This window comes from Mesorhizobium sp. AA22, from assembly GCF_001672375.2.
GTDB lineage: Bacteria > Pseudomonadota > Alphaproteobacteria > Rhizobiales > Rhizobiaceae > Mesorhizobium > Mesorhizobium wenxiniae.
Window position 1 is genome coordinate 356,468 of the sequence record NZ_CP048406.1, and the last position, 17,515, is coordinate 373,982.

The 17,515-nt window shown below is 63.1% G+C and carries 17 protein-coding genes, 1 pseudogene and 1 riboswitch; of the genes and pseudogenes, 7 read left to right on the forward strand and 11 right to left on the reverse strand.

Features of this window, described 5'->3' with window-relative positions; all coding sequences use genetic code 11:
- Positions 1-79: 79 nt before the first annotated feature.
- The 3 genes from A9K68_RS01615 to A9K68_RS01625 form a co-directional block, all read right to left on the reverse strand.
- Positions 80-298 carry a DUF680 domain-containing protein gene (locus A9K68_RS01615; protein WP_065011023.1) on the reverse strand — a complete coding sequence of 73 codons (219 nt, stop codon included), beginning with the start codon at positions 296-298 and terminating at the stop codon, positions 80-82.
- A gap of 72 nt (positions 299-370) precedes the next feature.
- Complete coding sequence (locus tag A9K68_RS01620; RefSeq protein WP_065011024.1) at positions 371-595, reverse strand: DUF680 domain-containing protein; 225 nt, start codon at positions 593-595, stop codon at positions 371-373.
- Between the two features lie 90 nt (positions 596-685).
- On the reverse strand, positions 686-892 hold the full coding sequence (locus A9K68_RS01625; RefSeq protein ID WP_065011025.1) for a DUF680 domain-containing protein: 207 nt from the start codon (positions 890-892) through the stop codon (positions 686-688).
- A gap of 520 nt (positions 893-1,412) precedes the next feature.
- A riboswitch (cobalamin riboswitch) is annotated at positions 1,413-1,616 on the forward strand.
- 213 nt (positions 1,617-1,829) lie between these two features.
- Between A9K68_RS01625 and A9K68_RS01630 the strand changes: the two genes are divergently transcribed.
- Both A9K68_RS01630 and A9K68_RS01635 read left to right on the forward strand, forming a co-directional pair.
- A complete protein-coding gene (locus A9K68_RS01630; RefSeq protein ID WP_065011026.1) occupies positions 1,830-3,077 on the forward strand; it encodes an aromatic ring-hydroxylating dioxygenase subunit alpha in 1,248 nt (415 codons plus the stop codon).
- A gap of 23 nt (positions 3,078-3,100) precedes the next feature.
- Positions 3,101-4,216 (forward strand): hybrid-cluster NAD(P)-dependent oxidoreductase, encoded by a 1,116-nt coding sequence (locus A9K68_RS01635; RefSeq protein ID WP_082982660.1) that lies wholly within the window; start codon positions 3,101-3,103, stop codon positions 4,214-4,216.
- Between the two features lie 117 nt (positions 4,217-4,333).
- Here the strand turns inward: A9K68_RS01635 and A9K68_RS01640 are convergent, their stop codons facing one another.
- The 6 genes and pseudogenes from A9K68_RS01640 to A9K68_RS01665 all read right to left on the reverse strand — a co-directional run bounded on the left by A9K68_RS01640 (position 4,334) and on the right by A9K68_RS01665 (position 10,564).
- Positions 4,334-5,080: an FAD-binding oxidoreductase gene (locus tag A9K68_RS01640; RefSeq protein WP_065011028.1), complete on the reverse strand. Its 747-nt coding sequence runs from the start codon at positions 5,078-5,080 to the stop codon at positions 4,334-4,336.
- On the reverse strand, positions 5,077-5,688 hold the full coding sequence (locus tag A9K68_RS01645; protein ID WP_065011044.1) for a molybdopterin-dependent oxidoreductase: 612 nt from the start codon (positions 5,686-5,688) through the stop codon (positions 5,077-5,079). The genes A9K68_RS01640 and A9K68_RS01645 overlap by 4 nt, the downstream gene beginning before the upstream one ends.
- 108 nt (positions 5,689-5,796) lie before the next feature.
- Positions 5,797-7,334 (reverse strand): annotated as a pseudogene (locus tag A9K68_RS01650) (DegQ family serine endoprotease).
- A 410-nt stretch (positions 7,335-7,744) separates the two neighbouring features.
- A complete protein-coding gene (locus tag A9K68_RS01655) occupies positions 7,745-8,470 on the reverse strand; it encodes an MBL fold metallo-hydrolase (RefSeq protein ID WP_065011029.1) in 726 nt (241 codons plus the stop codon).
- 33 nt (positions 8,471-8,503) lie between these two features.
- Positions 8,504-9,670, reverse strand: coding sequence for a diphosphate--fructose-6-phosphate 1-phosphotransferase (locus A9K68_RS01660; RefSeq protein ID WP_065011030.1), 1,167 nt, complete (start codon positions 9,668-9,670; stop codon positions 8,504-8,506).
- A 120-nt stretch (positions 9,671-9,790) separates the two neighbouring features.
- Positions 9,791-10,564, reverse strand: a complete 774-nt coding sequence (locus A9K68_RS01665; protein WP_065011031.1) for a L,D-transpeptidase — start codon at positions 10,562-10,564, stop codon at positions 9,791-9,793.
- A 206-nt stretch (positions 10,565-10,770) separates the two neighbouring features.
- On the opposite strand from A9K68_RS01665, the gene A9K68_RS01670 reads away from it, so the two are divergent.
- The 3 genes from A9K68_RS01670 (at position 10,771) to xylB (ending at position 14,262) form a co-directional block, all read left to right on the forward strand.
- Positions 10,771-11,394 (forward strand): LysE family translocator, encoded by a 624-nt coding sequence (locus tag A9K68_RS01670; RefSeq protein ID WP_065011045.1) that lies wholly within the window; start codon positions 10,771-10,773, stop codon positions 11,392-11,394.
- A gap of 9 nt (positions 11,395-11,403) precedes the next feature.
- Positions 11,404-12,726, forward strand: a complete 1,323-nt coding sequence (locus tag A9K68_RS01675; protein ID WP_065011032.1) for a tetratricopeptide repeat protein — start codon at positions 11,404-11,406, stop codon at positions 12,724-12,726.
- Between the two features lie 81 nt (positions 12,727-12,807).
- Positions 12,808-14,262, forward strand: coding sequence for a xylulokinase (gene xylB / locus A9K68_RS01680; RefSeq protein WP_065011033.1), 1,455 nt, complete (start codon positions 12,808-12,810; stop codon positions 14,260-14,262).
- A 35-nt stretch (positions 14,263-14,297) separates the two neighbouring features.
- On the opposite strand, the gene A9K68_RS01685 is transcribed toward xylB, so the two are convergent.
- A complete protein-coding gene (locus A9K68_RS01685) occupies positions 14,298-14,660 on the reverse strand; it encodes a nuclear transport factor 2 family protein (protein ID WP_065011034.1) in 363 nt (120 codons plus the stop codon).
- Between the two features lie 113 nt (positions 14,661-14,773).
- On the opposite strand from A9K68_RS01685, the gene xylA reads away from it, so the two are divergent.
- Together xylA and A9K68_RS01695 are read left to right on the forward strand one after the other, a co-directional pair.
- Positions 14,774-16,099 carry a xylose isomerase gene (xylA, locus tag A9K68_RS01690; RefSeq protein ID WP_065011035.1) on the forward strand — a complete coding sequence of 442 codons (1,326 nt, stop codon included), beginning with the start codon at positions 14,774-14,776 and terminating at the stop codon, positions 16,097-16,099.
- A gap of 184 nt (positions 16,100-16,283) precedes the next feature.
- A complete protein-coding gene (locus A9K68_RS01695; protein ID WP_065011036.1) occupies positions 16,284-16,493 on the forward strand; it encodes a hypothetical protein in 210 nt (69 codons plus the stop codon).
- Positions 16,494-16,499: 6 nt separating this feature from the next.
- Here A9K68_RS01695 and A9K68_RS01700 read toward each other — a convergent pair whose 3' ends face one another.
- The gene (locus tag A9K68_RS01700; protein WP_065011037.1) at positions 16,500-17,480 is read right to left on the reverse strand and encodes a GlxA family transcriptional regulator; all 981 of its coding nucleotides are present in this window, start codon (positions 17,478-17,480) and stop codon (positions 16,500-16,502) included.
- Positions 17,481-17,515: the final 35 nt, after the last annotated feature.

Genomic DNA, 17,515 nt, shown 5'->3' on the forward strand with positions numbered 1-17,515 from the left:
CTGGATACAGGCAGTTTGGCGAAGGCAAAAAACAAGAGCGGCGGGCAAAGCCCGCCGCTCTTGTGCGTTCAGGTCGCTGTTAGCGGCCGAACAGGTTGCGGTCGCTGCCGTGGACAGGCTTCTCGTCAGCCGGAACCGGATTCTGCGGCGGGGCCGAATTCTGGGTCGAAGCCGTGTACGAGCTGTCGACCGCAACGGCCGGTTGGTTGGCGCCGTTCGATCCATAATTGTCGCTACCGGCAAATGCGCTGCCGGCGACGGCCAGAACGGCGGCGGTCGCAAGAACAATCTTCGTCATTTCAGTACTCCTGGATTTTTCGTGTTCCACCAGCGCGGCGGGCAAATGCCGCCGCTGCTGTTGGGATCGACACTAGTTGTTGCCGAAGAGGTTACGGTCGCTGCCGTGGACGGGCTTCTCGTCAGCCGGAACCGGCTTCTGCGTCGAAGCCGAATTCTGAATCGAAGCCGTGTACGAGCTGTTGTCGACCGCAGCGGCCGGCTGGTTGGCGCCGTTCGATCCAAAATTGTCGCTGCCGGCAAAAGCGCTTCCGGAGACGGCCAGAATGGCGGCGGCGGCAAGAATGATCTTCTTCATTTCTAGTACTCCTGAATTGTCGTATCGCCTCAGCGCGGCGGCCGCGGTCTTTATGAAAGACAACGCCGCTCTGCTGTTTGGGATCAGCTGTTAATTGTTGCCGAAAAGGTTGCGGTCAGCGCCCTGGACAACGGGCTTTTCAGCGTGAGCCGGCTTCTGAATGGAAGCCGTATACGAGCTGTTGTCGACCGCAGCGGCCGGCTGGTTGGCGCCGTTGGACGCATAATGGTCGCTGCCAGCAAAGGCGCTGCCGGTGATGGCCAGAACGGCGACGGCAGTAAGAGCAATCTTTTTCATTTTTGGTACTCCAGTATCTTAATTTTCCGTCCGTCTAGCGGCGTGTCTTGGGAGGAATTCGCGTCGTTCGGACAGCCCCGATGTGGGAAGGCCATTCGGCGGATTCCAATCACTAAGTTGTTCCGTGTGGACCAAGAATCTACACCTTGAAATTGTACCAGATGCTTCCAGTAGTGTTATTTTATGTTTTGTTTCAGAGGTTTATGCCAAAGGCGCCATTCGACCATTTGACGAATTGCCGGACCTGCGTTCACAGCGTCATGCACGCATTGTCATCAGAAACGAACCGTTCGGTTCGATTTAGATGCGGCTTAAAAAGCCGGTGCTGAGTTGTTGTCGAATCGTTAACCATTTAGGCGCCCTGCAATGGTTAAATCCGGCGTGCTTTCAGAACCGGCAGCGCTCGCAGCCGGGTGCAAATTCATCCCCCCTCAAATCCCGGCCCACAGGGTTTCGCCGCCGTGTCGCGCCGCATGGATACGATGTCGCTTTCATGCCGGCAGTCAGCCAGCCGTCATGATTAGATCACGGCAACTCAGGTGCCGCTTGGTGACGACGAAGCGGAGAATTGGGAAGCCGGTCAGAACCCGGCGCTGCCCCCGCAACGGTGGTGGAGTTCAAGTCGCAACGGGAGACCACTGGGCCACAAGCCTGGGAAGGTGTCGCGATGAGTCCGCAAGGACACTCCAGAGCCCGGAAACCAGCCCGAGATTTCTAGACACGACTGATCGCGGTGGGCGGTCAAGAGGTGGATGATGCATGTCTGGCCTGTCGCCGGCCTGCGAGCGATCCTTCCTCCATCACCACCAGTTCAGTCTTTGGAGCGACGTGCGTCCCTTTGGACGTACAAAACACGCTCCAAGACTTTGAATTGCGCATCGTGCTTTCCGAAATCGATTCCGATTTCGGGCCGATGCGACGGCTATAAGGACAGGACATGGATGCGCGCAACGACATGCTGAGGCTCTTGCACGGCCGCAGGGCAGGCTATTCGCTCGAGCAGCCCTTCTATACCGATGCCGATTTCTTCAAGCTCGACATGGAGCTGATCTGGTATCGCGACTGGCTGTTCATCGGCCACGATTGCGAGTTGCCGAAGCCGGGCAGCTACATCACTGCCCAGATCGGCGACGATCCGGTCGTGCTGGTCCGCGACCAGCAAGGCAGGATCAATGCCTTCCACAATTCCTGCCGGCATCGCGGCAGCCGCGTCTGCAACGCCGACAAAGGCACGGCGGCGAAGCTCGTCTGCCCCTATCACCAGTGGACCTACGGGCTGGATGGCCGGCTTTTGTTCGCAAGGCAGATGGCGGACGGCTTCGACAAGAGCCAGTTCAGCCTGAAGCCGGTGGCTTGCGAAAGCGTTGGCGGCTACATCTTCATCTGCCTGGCCAAGGAGCCCGCCGATTTCGCGCCGATGCGCGCCATGATCGAGCCTTACCTCCTGCCGCACCGGCTGCGCGACGCAAAAATCGCCTTCGAATCGACCATCGTCGAGAAGGGCAACTGGAAGCTCGTCTGGGAAAACAACCGCGAGTGCTACCATTGCGCCGGCAACCATCCGGAACTGTGCAAGACATTCCCGGAAGCGCCGACCGTGACTGGCGTGCAGGGCGCCGATAGCGATCCGGAGATGCTCATGCACTGGGCGAAATGCGAGGCGGCGGGCTTGCCGAGCAAGTTCCGCATCGATCCGGCCGGGCAGTATCGTGCCACCCGCGCGCCGCTGCTGCGCGATGCCGTCAGCTACACGATGACGGGAAGACGCGCGGTGAAGAAGAACCTTTCCGACAGCGTTTCGACCGAGCGCATCGGCTCGCTGCTGCTCTATCACTATCCGACGACCTGGAACCACATCCTCGGCGACCATGCCGTCACCTTCCGCGTGCTGCCGATCAGCGCCACGGAAACGGCCGTCACCACCAAATGGCTCGTCCACAAGGACGCGATCGAAGGCGTCGATTACGATCTCGCCGAACTCACCCACGTCTGGACCGAGACCAACGATCAGGACCGCCGCATCGTCGAGGAAAACGCCTTCGGCATCCTGTCGCCGGCCTATGAGCCCGGCCCCTATTCTGAACTGCATGAGGGCGGCGTCATCCAGTTCGTCGAATGGTACGCCTCCTTCATCGGGCCGCGCCTTGCCGAGGACGGCCGGCCGGCGTTGCGCAGCGTCGCCTGAGAAAGGTCAAGGGTATGAACGCGATGACGGATCTCGGGCTCTACCGCCATCTCGACGAGATGGCGCCTTGGAACGACAGGCTCCAGGTGCTGGAAGTGATCGGCGTCAGCGACGAGGCGCCTGACGTGAAGACCTTCACCTTCCGCTCCGACAACCAGACCTGGTTCCGCTACAGACCGGGGCAGTTCGTGACGCTGGAACTGCCGACCACTGACGGCCCGCTGATGCGGACCTATACGCTGTCGTCCTCGCCGTCGCGGCCGTTCTCGATCGCGGTGACGGTGAAAGCCCAGGCCGGCAGCCTCGGCACACGCTGGATGTTCGACAATCTAAAACCCGGCGTTCACGTGAAAGCCTATGGGCCGACCGGCGACTTTTCGCTGCACAGCTACCCCGCGGCCAAGTATCTGTTCATTTCGGCCGGCTCCGGCGTGACGCCGATGATGTCAATGCTGCGCTGGCTGAACGACTGTGCGCCATGGACAGATGTCGGCTTCGTCAACTGCGCACGAAAGCCCGAGGAGATCATCTTCCGCAAGGAACTCGAACTGCTCGGCAGCCGCATGCCGGGCCTAACGCTTGGCTTCATGATCGAGGAGCGCTCCAGCCGCGAGGGCTGGTTCGGCCATATGGGCCGGATCGACGCGATACGGCTGCCGCTGCTGGCGCCCGATTTTCGCGAGCGCGAAATTTTCTGCTGTGGTCCCGACCCGTTCATGCGCGCCGTGCGGCAGATGCTTGAGGCGGCCGATTTCGACATGGCCAACTATCATCAGGAGAGCTTTGCGGCCCCAGTGGTGGAGGAAATACTGGCCCCGTTCACATCACCGGCAAAGGGTGGGCCGGCAGAGGGCGGGGTCGAGACACCTGCCGAGGCCGCAACGCCGATCCGCTTTTCGCTTTCGGATGTCGATGCCGACTGCGTTGCCGGCCAGACCGTGCTGCAGACGGCGCGCGCTTCGGGCGTGCGCATCCCAGCGGCTTGCGAGTTCGGCCTGTGTGGAACCTGCAAGGTGAAAAAGGTCTCGGGCACAGTCGAGATGAGCCACAATGGCGGCATCCTCGATCACGAGATCGACGACGGCTTCATCCTTGCCTGCTGTTCGAAGCCACTGACGGCGCTCGAAATCGACGCCTGACCGGCGAGGCGGCTAAAGCGCGTCGCGTTTGGCCGGCCTTATGCGACGCGCTTTACGTTGTCGTTTTCTATGCATGTCGTAATCGCAAAACCGCTGCACACTTTTGCGCGACATGCATTAAACCCCGTAACGCTCGGTGCGGATGAGGCCTGCCGGAACGCCGGCATCGATCAGCGCCTGAGCGGCGGCCGACACGAAGGCATTCGAGCCGCAGACAAAGGCGAACCTGGGCGGCGCGGGCAGCCGCACCATCGATTGCTCTAGCATGGCGGCATCGACCCGCCGCGAATAGTCCGCTGGGCGCCGGGCGGCCTCGCGGGTCAGCGTCAGCACCAGATCGAAGCCGTCGCGACGATCGTCGAGGCCGATCAACTCGTCGCGAAAGATCACCTCGTCCCAGACCCGTGCGGAAAACACCAGTGCCACGGGCACCGCCGATCTGCGCGCCGCGCGATGGCGGATCATCGCCATCAGCGGAACCACGCCGGACCCGCCGCCGACCAGCAGAAGCGGACCGCCGTCGCCGTCGTACCAGACGAAGTGGCCGCCGAGCGGTCCGCGCAATTCGACCTCGTCGCCAACAGCCGCGATATCGTGGAAGAACGGCGAGACCTCGCCATCATCGAGCCTTTCGATCGCCAGTTCGATCATCTCGCCGGCTTCCGGCCCCGAGGCGATCGAGTAGGAGCGACGCGCCTGATAGCCATCCGGCGCCGTCAGCCTGACATCGACATGCTGCCCGGCACGATAGGCGAAGGGCCGCGACGGCTCGAGGAAAAAGCTGGTGACGCGCGGCGTGCGCTTTTCGATGCGTCGGATGGTGACGGTCTGCCAGGGCGACTGCGCCGCCGGCCCGTCGCTCATGGATCGCCCGTATAGCGCTGCTCGCGCCACGGGTCGCCATAGATGTGATAGCCGCGCAACTCCCAGAACCCGGGCTCGTCGCGCTCGGTGAACTGCAGCCCGTTCAGCCATTTGGCCGATTTCCAGAAATAGAGATGCGGAACCAGCAGCCGCGCCGGGCCGCCATGGTCCGGCGTGATCGGCTTGCCTTCGTAAAGCAGCGCCACCATCGCCTTGCCGGCGGTGAGATCCTTCGTCGGCACGTTGGTGGTGTAGCCGTCGAAGGACAGCGCCAGAGTGAAGGGGCTCAGTGGCTCAATGCCGGCATCCGCCAGAATATCGTCGACCAGCACGCCCTGCCACGCTGTGTCGAACTTGGTCCATGCGGTCACGCAATGGATGTCGCGGGTCATCTTGGTCAACGGCAGCGCGTTGAACTCTGTCCAGTTCCACTTCTTGATCGGCCGCGGTCCGTGCTTGAGCGTGAACGACCAGTCCTCGGTGCGCACGCGCGGCGTCGGCCCGGCCGACAGCACCGGGAACCCTCGCTCGAGATACTGCCCCGGCGGAATGCGCGCATCCGCATCCGTCGGGGGCTTTCGTCCTGAAGAGAAGCCGCGGGTGACCATCGAAACATCCGTGTTCATCAGGCCATCTGTCGGCCTTCACCAGTCTTCTCGAAGATGCTCTGGCGGGCAACCAGAATCTTGGCCGCGACCTCGCGGCAATGCGCCGCCTCAGCCATTAGCGAAGGGCACGGCGACGAACATCTGCGCGTCGCCGCGTTCGACGAGCAGGAGCACGGACTTTTTGCCAGCCTTTCCGGCCTGCGCGATCGCCTGGTCTGCCTGCCTGGCGTCCCGCACCGTCGCCTGATTGACGGCGACGATGATGTCGCCCGGCTGGATACCGGAAGCCGAGGCCGCCTTGTCGGGATTGACGCTCTCGACCAGCGCGCCGCGCTGGTTGGGCGCCAGATTCATCGCCTGTCGGACATCCGGGGTGACGTCCATCAGACCGAGGCCGATCGCAGGCGAACGAAGGCCCGGCTGTGCGGACGGTGCCTCTGGTCCGCCGCCCACCGATGCTGTCTGCACATCGTCTCCATTGCGCCCGACATCGACGGAAATTTCGACATTCTTTCCTTTGCGCCAGGCATCGAGCGTTTCCGTGGCGCCGGGCGAGACGTCGGCAACGGCACGCGACAGGTCCTTGGGATCCTTTATCTGCTGACCGGCGAAGCTGGTGATGACGTCGCCGGTTTCAATCCCGGCTTTTGCCGCCGGCGAGCCGTCAGTAACCCGGAAACCAGCGCACCACTGGGCTGATCGAGGCCGACAGCGCTAGCAATATCGGGCGTCACCGGCTGAATCTGGACGCCGAGATACCCGTATTGAATGGAGCCACCCTTCATCAGCTTGGCGACCACTTTTTGCGCCTGGTCCGACGGGATGGCGAAGCCGACGCCGACGCTGCCGCCATTCGGCGAAAAGATCGCCGTGTTGATGCCGACGACGTTGCCGCTCACATCCATCAGCGGACCGCCTGAATTGCCGTGGTTGATCGGTGCGTCGATCTGAATGAAATCGTCAAACGGCCCGCTGTGCAGATCGCGGCCGCGCGCCGAGACGATGCCGGATGTAACCGTGGTGCCGAGGCCGAACGGGTTGCCGAAAGCGAGCACCTGGTCGCCCGGCATGAGCTTGTCGGAGTCGCCCCATTTGACGGTCGGCAAAGTCTTGTTGGATTTGATCTTGAGGACGGCGAGGTCGTTCTTGGCGTCGCGACCAACCAGCTCGGCGGGAAGTTCGGTGCCGTCATCGAGAGTGACCTTGATCGACGTGGCGCCGTCGATGACGTGATTGTTGGTGACGATGGTGCCATCGGCGGCGACGATGAAGCCGGAACCCAGCGCCTCTGCGCGGGGCGCCTGCTGTGGCGGCGGTGTCCTGGGGCCGGGCAGTCCCTGGTCGCCGAAGAACTGGCGGAAATAGTCGTCGAAGGGTGAGTTGTCGCCGAACGGAGCAGCGTCGCTCATGGTCTCCGACTGTGCCTTCATGACAGTGGTGATCGTCACCACTGCCGGTTTGTCGGCCGCCACGATCGGGGCAAACGATCCATTCGGCACCGTCATCCCGGTGACGGGAGGGGTCACTGTTTCTGCCAGAGCGCCATTCAGTCTGGGGGCGAGGGGCACGACGAAAGGGCTGACAATCAGTGCGGCGCCCAGCAAGGCGGCGACGCGATGTCTGCGAAGAATGTGGATGGGTGACATGGCCGTTGTCCGGGCGACAAATTGGTCGGGCACCGTGGCGTTCCGGTTGGGGAATCGCCCATTCAGCGTGTCGAGGGTCGTCTTGCCTGTCTCGCCTGGCAGGCAGCCGACCGGATCGACAGCCCCCGCATCTAGGGCGGCGATTGCGGTTACCAGATGATATTACGAAGATTTAGTTTATCGGGTCGGTGTCGCCCGCTCGCCAGATGCATGGCTGGAGTCGAACCCTTGATGAAGAGGAGTAGCGCCGACCTGAAACAACAAACCCGCCTTGCAGCGGGTTGTTGGCGCGATCAGCACCATGCGGAAATGGATAACATAGGTGCCGGCACAAAGCAAGAACAAATTGCCGACAGGGATCACGAGCTCGGATGTCTTCCCGGCTCTGTCCTGCCGGCCATCGAAGCCTCTTATGCGCCGATCCCGTCTGTCCGCCTGAGATAGCCGTTGGCGATCTCGCGCATCCGTTTGGCGTCGAAGCTCGGGCCGTGGCCGCCATGACCGATGCGGATCGGCAGATCGAGCAGCCGCTGCATCGTCCGGCGATAGGCTGATCGGTCGGAGTCCGGCAAGTCGTCGATCAGCATCGCGTCGTAGATGGCGTCGCCGGCGAAGAACAGGCCGTCGGCCTCGTCGAACAACGCGATCGAATCGGGCGAATGGCCGGGCAGATGCAGCACGCGGAACAGCCTGTCACCGAGATCGACCGTGTCGCCCTCGTCAAGTGTTCGCATCAGCGGCGCCGGCGGAAGCTTGTAATCGGCTGCTTTCCAGCCGGGCGCCGGCAGCTTCGAGACGGCGCCGTTGAGATCGTGGAACATGTGGGCGTAGGTGACGGCGTCATCCATGCTGTTGAAATACGCGGCGCTGTGTCTCGGCCCGGCCCGCAGGGGGAATTCGTGCAACGAGCCGACATGGTCGAGATGGATATGGGTGGCGACGACGAGCAGCGGCTTGCCCGCCGGCGTGTCGATCTCCGGCGCCAGCGGGCGGATGCCCATGCCGGTGTCGACAAGCAGGTCGATGTCGCGGCCACGAAGATGCCAGATGTTGGCGCGCACGAAATCATGCACGAACGGCTCGGTCAGCATGGTTGTAACCGCGTCGACCTTCGTTTTGCTGAACCAGTCAAGCATCACACGATTTCCGGCATCAGAAGAGGGCCGGCATCAGACGAACGGTTTTCCAACCTTGTATTTTTCTGGAACCAGTCGCTTCAGATAGGCCATGCCTGCATCGGAGAGTTGGTTGACATCCGGCAGCATGAAATCGTCGGGCATGTGGCGGGTCTTGCCGGCGACGTTTTTCAGCGGCACCTTCTTCAGCACGGTTTTCTTGCCGTCATATTGCAGCGCCACCGAGCCGCCGCCCTGTTCGGCGACAGCGACGGCAAAAACGCCGGCATCGAAAGCTTCCTGCGCATCGACGGCATTGATGGCGCCGACATAGCCGCGCGGCATGTAGCCGAGCGCATCGACACGCGCCCGCTTGCCCGGCAATCCTTCGGCTAGCGCGCGCTCGAGGGCGGCCGGCAGGTCGCTGCCCGACAGCTTGACGTTGCCATGCGCATCGCGCTCCAGTTTCTCCGGCGGGACAAGGCTTTCGACCAGTGCCTTGCCGTCGGCGGTGCTGACGCCTTCGGACACGGCAACGATGCAGCGCTTGTGGCGGTCGAGCGTGGCGCGCACGTCGTCGATGAAGGCCGCAGCCGAGAACGGCCGCTCCGGCACATAGACGAGATGCGGGCCGCTGTCGGGGTCAAGCTGCCATGCGGCAGCGGCGGCGGTGAGGAAGCCGGCATGCCGCCCCATGACGATGCCGACATAGATACCCGGCAGAGCCCGGAAGTCGAGGTCGACCGAGAGGAAGGCGCCGGCGACGAACTCGGCTGCCGAAATGAAGCCGGGCGTGTGGTCGTTCTCCTCGAGATCGTTGTCGATGGTTTTCGGCGCATGGACGAAAGCTATCTTGCCGCCGGCGGCATCGGTCAGGATCTGCTGCGTGCCCGACGTATCGTTGCCGCCGATATAGATGAACGCGTCGGCGCCGGCCTTCTTCAGACCGTTGAGGATGATCTCGCAATAGGCGTCATCCGGCTTGTCGCGCGTCGAGCCAAGCGCGGCGCTCGGCGTTGCCGCAATCAGCCGCAGCCGATCCTCTGGAATCGCTGAGAGATCGATATAGTTGCCGTCACGAATGCCGCGCACGCCATGGATCGAGCCCAGGACCTTAGCGCCGGGATGCCGCTTGCGGATTTCGAGCGCAGCGCCCCCCATCGTCTGGTTGATAACGGCAGTCGGACCGCCGCCTTGCGCGATCACAAAAGTTCCGGACATGCTTCACGTCTCCCGAGCAGTGGCTTTGCAGGCACATTCGCCTGTCTTGCGAGATCACGCAACGGGAGAGTCGAGCGGCCGCGCCGGCCCCGCTATCAGATCACACGACGACCGGGAGGGTCAGACGACGACGACCGGGTTCTTCCTGGAGACGCGGCTGTAGAGGTCGATGATGTCCTGGTTGATCAGGCGAACGCAGCCCGACGACATCGCCTGGCCGATGCTCCACCATTCGGGCGAACCATGGATGCGGTAGCCGGTGTCGTGGCCGTTCTGGTAGATGTACAGCGCGCGCGCGCCGAGCGGGTTGTCGAGGCCGCCGGGTTGCCCGGCCTGCCATTTCACCAGTTCCGGCTTGCGGGCGATCATCTCGGCCGGCGGCGTCCAGGTTGGCCATTCCTTGCCGTACTGAATATTGGCGCGGCCGGACCAGCGGAAGCCTTCCTTGCCGATGCCGACGCCGTAGCGGATCGCGTCACCGCCGGGCTGCACTAGGTAGAGCAGCCGCTCCTGCGAATGGACGACGATGGTGCCGGGCTGCTCGCCGGTCGGGTCGACGACGATCTGGCGACGGAACTCCGGCTTGACTTTGAGGTAGGGCACTTCCGGCAGCGTGAAGCCGCCGTCGATGACGGAGGCATACATCACATCGGGACTGGTGATGTTCTTGTCGACGCTGATGCTCGGGCGGATGGGGGTGATCGCGCCGGTGGTGACGCCGTCGAGTTGCAGCGCCGACAAATCGAGCGTCTGGCTGCAGCCGGCGACGCCGAGCAGCGCCAGCGCACCGGCGCCGGACAACACTGCGCGGCGGGAAAGCTGGATTTCGGAAATTTCGATTTCGATTTCGTCGCCATTGTACGGCGGCGTCAGACCTTGCGGCAACTCACGCATCTACCCAAACCCTACGCTGTCGGCGGGAAACACGGTCCGGCCGGATAGAGTGTATTTTCACCAATCATGGTTGAAAAAGCGTGAAGACTTCTTACCCTGCCTTAACCTCCCGGCCGAGCCGTCGCGCCGCACATTTTCGATGCTGCCCCTTTACATCTTTGCGAGCCCAAGGATTTATCCTTTTCTTTGAGTTCAAGGAGACGAACATGTCCTTCGAAAACTGGGCCGCCTTTGCCGCCGCCTCGACGATCCTTCTTGTCATTCCCGGCCCGACCATCCTTCTGGTCGTGTCCTATGCTCTCGGCCAGGGCTGGCGCACCGCGCTGCCGATGGCGGTCGGCGTGGCGCTCGGCGACTTCACGGCGATGACGTTGTCGATGCTGGGCATCGGCGCGCTGCTGGCGGCGTCGGCCACCGTATTCATGCTGCTGAAGGTGATCGGCGCCGGTTATCTGATCTATCTCGGCGTAAAGCTGTTTCGCGCCGGTGGCACGCTCAAGGCCGAGCCGCGCCTAGACGCGGTGTCGTCGGCCAAGATGATGGCGCATGCCTGGCTGGTCACCGCGCTCAACCCGAAAAGCATCACCTTCTTCGTCGCCTTCCTGCCGCAGTTCCTCGACCGGCACGCCGACTTCTGGACGCAGATGCTGATCTTTGAAACGACCTTCCTGGCGCTCGCCTTCGCCAATGCCTTCGGCTACGCGTTGATCGCGGCAAGGGCGCGCAACGTCGTGCGTAATCCCCTGGCGATCCGCATCTTCAACCGCACCGGCGGCACGCTGCTGGTCGGCGCCGGCATCGCCACGGTGGCGATGCGCTCGGGCAATTGAGGACATGACATGGCAGTCAGGGATGCATTCGGCCTGACATTTTCGGGTGCGACCGAGGCCGGGTTCTCGTCCTACAGCCAGGCTGTCCGCGAACTGCAATGCTTCATCGGCGATCCGGTCGGCTCGGTCGATCGCGCCATCGCCGAGGATCCCGGCTTCGTCATGGCGCATGTGTTCAAGGGCTATCTCTTCGGCCTCGCCACCGAGCGTGAGGCGACAGCCGTGGCCAGGACTTGCTATGAGGCGTCCCTGCCGCTTGCGGCGACGCCGCGTGAGCAGGCGCATGTCGCTGCGCTCGGCCGTCTTGCCGCAGGACGCTGGCATGAAGCCGCCCGTCTGCTCGAGGATATCGCCATCGAGTTTCCGCTCGATGCGCTGGCGCTGCAGACCGGGCACCAGATCGATTTCTTCACCGGCAATGCCCGCATGCTACGCGACCGCATCGGCCGCGCGCTGCCGTCGTGGCAAAGCGGCATGCCAGGCTACCACGCCATACTCGGCATGCAGGCGTTCGGGCTGGAGGAAATGGGCGACTATGCGCGCGCCGAAAAGCTTGGCCGCATGGCAGTCGACATCGAGCCGCGCGACGGCTGGGCACAGCACGCGGTCGCCCACGTCATGGAAATGCAGAGCCGGCAAAAGGACGGCATCGCTTGGATGCGAGCCAACCCGGAAGCGTGGACGAAGGAAAGTTTCCTGCAAGTGCACAATTGGTGGCATCTGGCGCTGTTTCACTACGATCTCGGCGAGACCGAACAGGTGCTGGCGCTCTATGACGGGCCGATCTACGGCGAGCGCTCGACGCTGGCGCTCAACATGGTCGATGCCTCGGCGATCCTGTGGCGGCTGCATCTCGGCGGCATCGATGTCGGCGCCCGCTGGGCGGCGCTCGCCGCCAACTGGGCCAAGGCCAGCGCCGGCAACTATGCCTTCAACGATGCCCATGCGATGATGGCCTTCGTCGGCGCCGGCCAAGAAGCGCCGGATCGCGCCTTGCTCGAGGCGCAGAGCGAGGCCATGCACGGCAACGACGACAACGCCGCCTTCACCCGCGATGTCGGCCATCCCTTGACGCTCGCCATCAAGGCATTCGGCGACGGCAACTACATCGAGACGGTGCGCCTGATCCGGCCAATCCGGGCGATCGCTCACCGGTTCGGCGGCAGCCACGCGCAACGCGACGTCATCGACCTGACGCTGATCGAAGCGGCGTTGCGTTCCGGCGATCATGCGCTGGCAACGGCGCTTGCCGCGGAACGCGCGCTGGCGCGGCCGGACAGTCTGCTGTCGGCGCTGTTCTCGCGGCGCGCCGCCGATTTGTCGGAGAATTGACCGGAGGCGGATCTTGTCTTAAAAACTGCGAAGTCAGATTTTTTCGAGATCCGAAAAAATTAATGGCAGTGGGAGGACACAATGTATCTCGGCCTCGATCTGGGCACGTCGGGCGTCAAGGCGCTTTTGATCGATGCCGGGCAGACTGTCATCGGCTCTGGCCATGCTTCACTCGACGTGTCGCGGCCGCATCCCGGCTGGTCCGAGCAGAACCCCGCCGACTGGATCCGCGCCTGCGAGGAAGCAATTGCCGAGCTCAACGCCTCGTATCCAGGACAACTCGCCGCCGTGAAGGGCATCGGCCTTTCCGGCCAGATGCACGGCGCCACCTTGCTCGACGCCGGCGACCAGGTGCTGCGGCCCTGCATCCTGTGGAACGACACGCGCAGCCATGCCGAGGCGGCCAAGCTCGACGCCGATCCGCGCTTTCGCAATCTGACCGGCAACATTGTCTTCCCCGGTTTCACCGCGCCAAAGCTGGTCTGGGTGAAAAACAACGAGCCGGATGTTTTCGCCAAAGTGGCAAAGGTCTTGCTGCCGAAGGATTTCCTGCGGCTCTGGCTCACCGGCGAACATATTTCGGAGATGTCGGACTCGGCAGGCACGTCCTGGCTCGATGTCGGCAAGCGAGGCTGGTCATCCGACCTGCTTTCCGCCACGTCGCTTGACCAGAAGCAGATGCCGTCACTGGTCGAAGGCACTGAGAAGGCCGGCGCCCTGCGCAGCGAACTGGCCTCGAAATGGGGAATGCAGGCCGGCATCCCGATCGCCGGCGGCGCCGGCGACAATGCGGCGTCGGCCTGCGGCATGGGCACGGTCGCAGCCGGCCAGGCCTTCGTCTCGCTTGGCACGTCAGGCGTGCTGTTTGCCGCCAACGCCGCCTATCTGCCAAACCCGGAAAGCGCGGTGCATACGTTCTGCCACGCGCTGCCCGACACCTGGCACCAGATGGGCGTCATCCTGTCGGCAACCGATTCGCTCAACTGGCTGTCGGAGATATCAGGGAAAGGTGCCGGCGAGCTGACCGCCGAACTCGGCGATACGCTGAAGGCGCCGACCGGCGTGTCCTTCCTGCCATATCTCTCCGGCGAGCGTACGCCACACAATGACTCGGCCATCCGCGGCGCGTTCACCGGGCTTGCGCATGAATCGAGCCGCGCTGTGCTGACCCAGGCGGCAGTCGAAGGTGTGGCTTTCGCCTTCCGCGACAGTCTCGAGGCCTTGGCCACGGCCGGCACGACGCTGACGCGGGTGACGGCGATCGGCGGCGGCTCGCGCTCGCGCTATTGGCTGAAGGCAATCGCCACCGCGCTCGGCCTGCCCGTCGACATCCCGGCCGATGGCGATTTCGGCGCTGCCTTCGGTGCGGCGCGACTCGGCATGATCGCGGCGACGGGCGCCGATCCGCTCAGAGTGTGCACGGCGCCGGCCACCGATGCCACTATCGAGCCGGTCGCCGCACTAAGCAATGCCTATGCGGATGCCTATCAGCGCTACCGCTTGCTTTACCCAGCCATCAAGGCCGCCACGGCGTGAGTGGTTTCCCACCCCCGCCGAGGCCTGAGATGACCTCACTGTGCCGGAACCTTGTCGAGAAAGCCGGTGACGCTCTTCAGGCGGCCATTCTCGATGACGCCGATGTCGGTGCCTTCGATGACGGAATCCGTGCCTTCCGGCCCGAGATTCCACGAGAAGCGGATCGTGTCGCCAAATCCGTCCGGCTTGCCCTTCAGCGAAAACCGGAAGCCGGCAAAACGCTGCTGGACGCCTTCGATCAGTGCGTCGACGCCGTCGTGGCCGTCGCCCTGCATGATCGGATCGCGGTAGCTGACGTCCTCGGTGAAGGCCGCCTTGAGCAAGGTTTGCCGGCGCACGGCGTCGCTCTCGTTCCAGGCAGTGATGTAGTTTTCGGCGATCGTGTTGAGGTCGGTCATGGTCTGTCTCCTTTGTTGAGGGGCTTTGACATGACCGTTTTCATCCAACGCCAACGCGAAACCAATTACGCCTGAGGTAATCAGGACAGAACCATGCGAGAGGACAGACAATCATGACCAGCGGCTTTTTCGGCGACATCCAGAAGATCAAATATGAGGGGCCAGATTCGACCAATCCGCTGGCCTACCGGTTCTACAATCCCGACGAAATTGTCGCCGGCAAGCGGCTGGAAGACCATCTGCGCTTTGCCGTCGCCTACTGGCATTCATTCGCCTGGCCGGGCGGCGATCCGTTCGGCGGCCAGACCTTTGAGCGGCCATGGTTCGCCAAGGCCGGCGGCACCGACACGATGGAGCTGGCCAAGCTCAAGGCCGATGTCGCCTTCGACATGTTTGCGCTGCTCGGTGCCCCCTACTTCTGCTTCCACGATGCCGATGTGCGGCCGGAAGGAAAAGATTTTTCCGAAAGTGCCGCGCGCCTCGATGAGATCGCCGATTACTTTGCGTCGAAGATGAAGCAGACTGGGGTCAAGCTGCTTTGGGGCACGGCCAACCTGTTCTCCAACCGCCGCTTCATGGCGGGTGCCGCCACCAATCCCGATCCGGATGTCTTTGCCTATGCGGCAGCGACGGTGAAACACTGCATCGATGTCACCAAGCGGCTGAAGGGCGAGAATTATGTGCTGTGGGGCGGCCGCGAGGGCTATGAGACGCTGCTCAACACCGATCTTGCCCGCGAACAAGAACAGGCCGGCCGCTTCCTCAACCTGGTCGTAGATTACAAGCACCGCATCGGCTTCAAGGGCACCATTCTGATCGAGCCGAAGCCGCAGGAGCCGACAAAACACCAGTACGACTATGACGTCGCCACGGTCTACGGCTTCCTGAAACGCTTCGGGCTGGAGAAGGAGGTCAAGCTCAACATCGAGCAGGGCCATGCCATCCTGGCCGGCCATTCCTTCGAGCATGAACTGGCGTTGGCCAGTGCGCTCGGCATCTTCGGCTCGATCGACATGAACCGCAACGACTACCAGTCGGGCTGGGACACCGACCAGTTCCCCAACAATGTGCCGGAGATGGCGCTGGCCTATTACCAGGTCCTGCAGGCTGGCGGCTTCAAGTCCGGCGGCACCAATTTCGACGCCAAGTTGCGGCGCCAGTCGCTCGACCCGCAGGATCTGCTGATTGGCCATATCGGCGGCATGGATTGCTGTGCACGCGGCCTCAAGGCTGCTGCGCGCATGGTCGAGGACAAGGCGCTGTCGGGACCGCTGGCCGAGCGCTATGCCGGCTGGAACTCGGCTGAGGCCAAGGCGATGCTTGCCGGCAAGAGGACGCTGGAGGAGATCACCGAACGCGTCGTCAAGAACAAGATCGAGCCGCAGCCTCGATCCGGCCGCCAGGAACTGCTCGAGAATATCGTCAACCGGTATGTCTGAGGTGTCGCACCGGCGGGTCTCTTGACCGACCCGCCGTCCGGAACAGCTTTGCGCGGGGACGGAACTGACGACAAGGTTTTGCCTCGCACCGCCCCTCAATCGCCTCGCTCTTGCCTTCAAACAGCCGTCACGAATCTCGTATATGTGGTCGGTGGCGGGAACAGAAAGAAGGAGGCGAAACGATATGCAGCACGAACGCGAAATCGACGCCCTGCTCTCATCTGGCGAGGCCGGATCGATCATCGACCGGCTGATGGCGCTGCCGCATCCGAAGCACGGTGCGCGCAGTGCAAACGAATGGGATCGCGCGGTCGCCAGCCGCTTTGAGATCCATCTTGCGAGACAGATGCGCTCGCACATCGACGGCAAAAGCGACCGCCAGGACGCTGCCTAATCCCGACTATCCCTTACGCAGCCTGACCGGCGCTTCGCCGAAAGCTCTTGAAAACGCCCTGGAAAATGCCGCGGCGGACGAGAATCCTGTTCGCCCGGCAATATCGGCCATGGCCACCCGTGTGTCGATCACCAGCCGGCGCGCGGCACCCAGCCGCAGCCTGAGATAATAGGCGCCCGGCGTCTCGCCGATCGACTTGCGAAAGATGCTCTCCAGCGTTCGCGCCGTCACCCCGGCGCGCTTTGCCACCGCGGCAATGGTCAAGGGCTGGTCGACATGGGCTTCCATCAGCCGGATGGCTTGCGCCAGCCTGGGATCGTAGCCGTCGAGTCGGCCGAGCGAGACAAGCGGCTGCGCGTCGGTCGCGGCGCGCGCCTGATCGTAGATGAAGACACTTGCCACATCGAGCGCGGCAGCCATGCCGAGCCGCGTGCGGATCAGATGCAGCATCAGGTCGAAGGTCGGCGAAGCGCCGCCCGAGGTGAAGACCGGCCCGTCGATGACATAGCGGTCGGGGCGCACATCGACGCCTGGAAAGGCCGACGAAAAATCTTCCATGTCCTCCCAATGCGTGGTAGCGCTCCGTCCTTCCAGCAGGCCGGCGCGCGCCACCAGCCAGGTGCCGGCTTCGACACCGCCGCAGGCGCGTGCGGCGCGCGCCGCCCGGCGCAGGCCGGCAAGCAGAGCCGATGTGGCATAGTTCTGCGTACCGAAACCGGCGATGACGACAAGCATATCCGTTATATCCGCCGGATCGAAGCGGCCACTGACCGCAACCGGCAGGCCGCATGTGGTGACCGGCGCTTCGCCGGTCACCGAAACCAGCCTGAAATCGAACAGCGTCTCGCCGGCAATACGGTTGGCGGCGCGCAGCGGATCGACCGCCGATGCCACGCACATGATCGACGACCCGGAAAATATCAGAAGCGTTACCTTGAGCGTCGAGCGTTCGGCGCGAAAGATCGAAGGCTTTTCGTTTTTCATCATGCGAGCTTCGTAAAACGCAAAACAGTTTCCGGCAA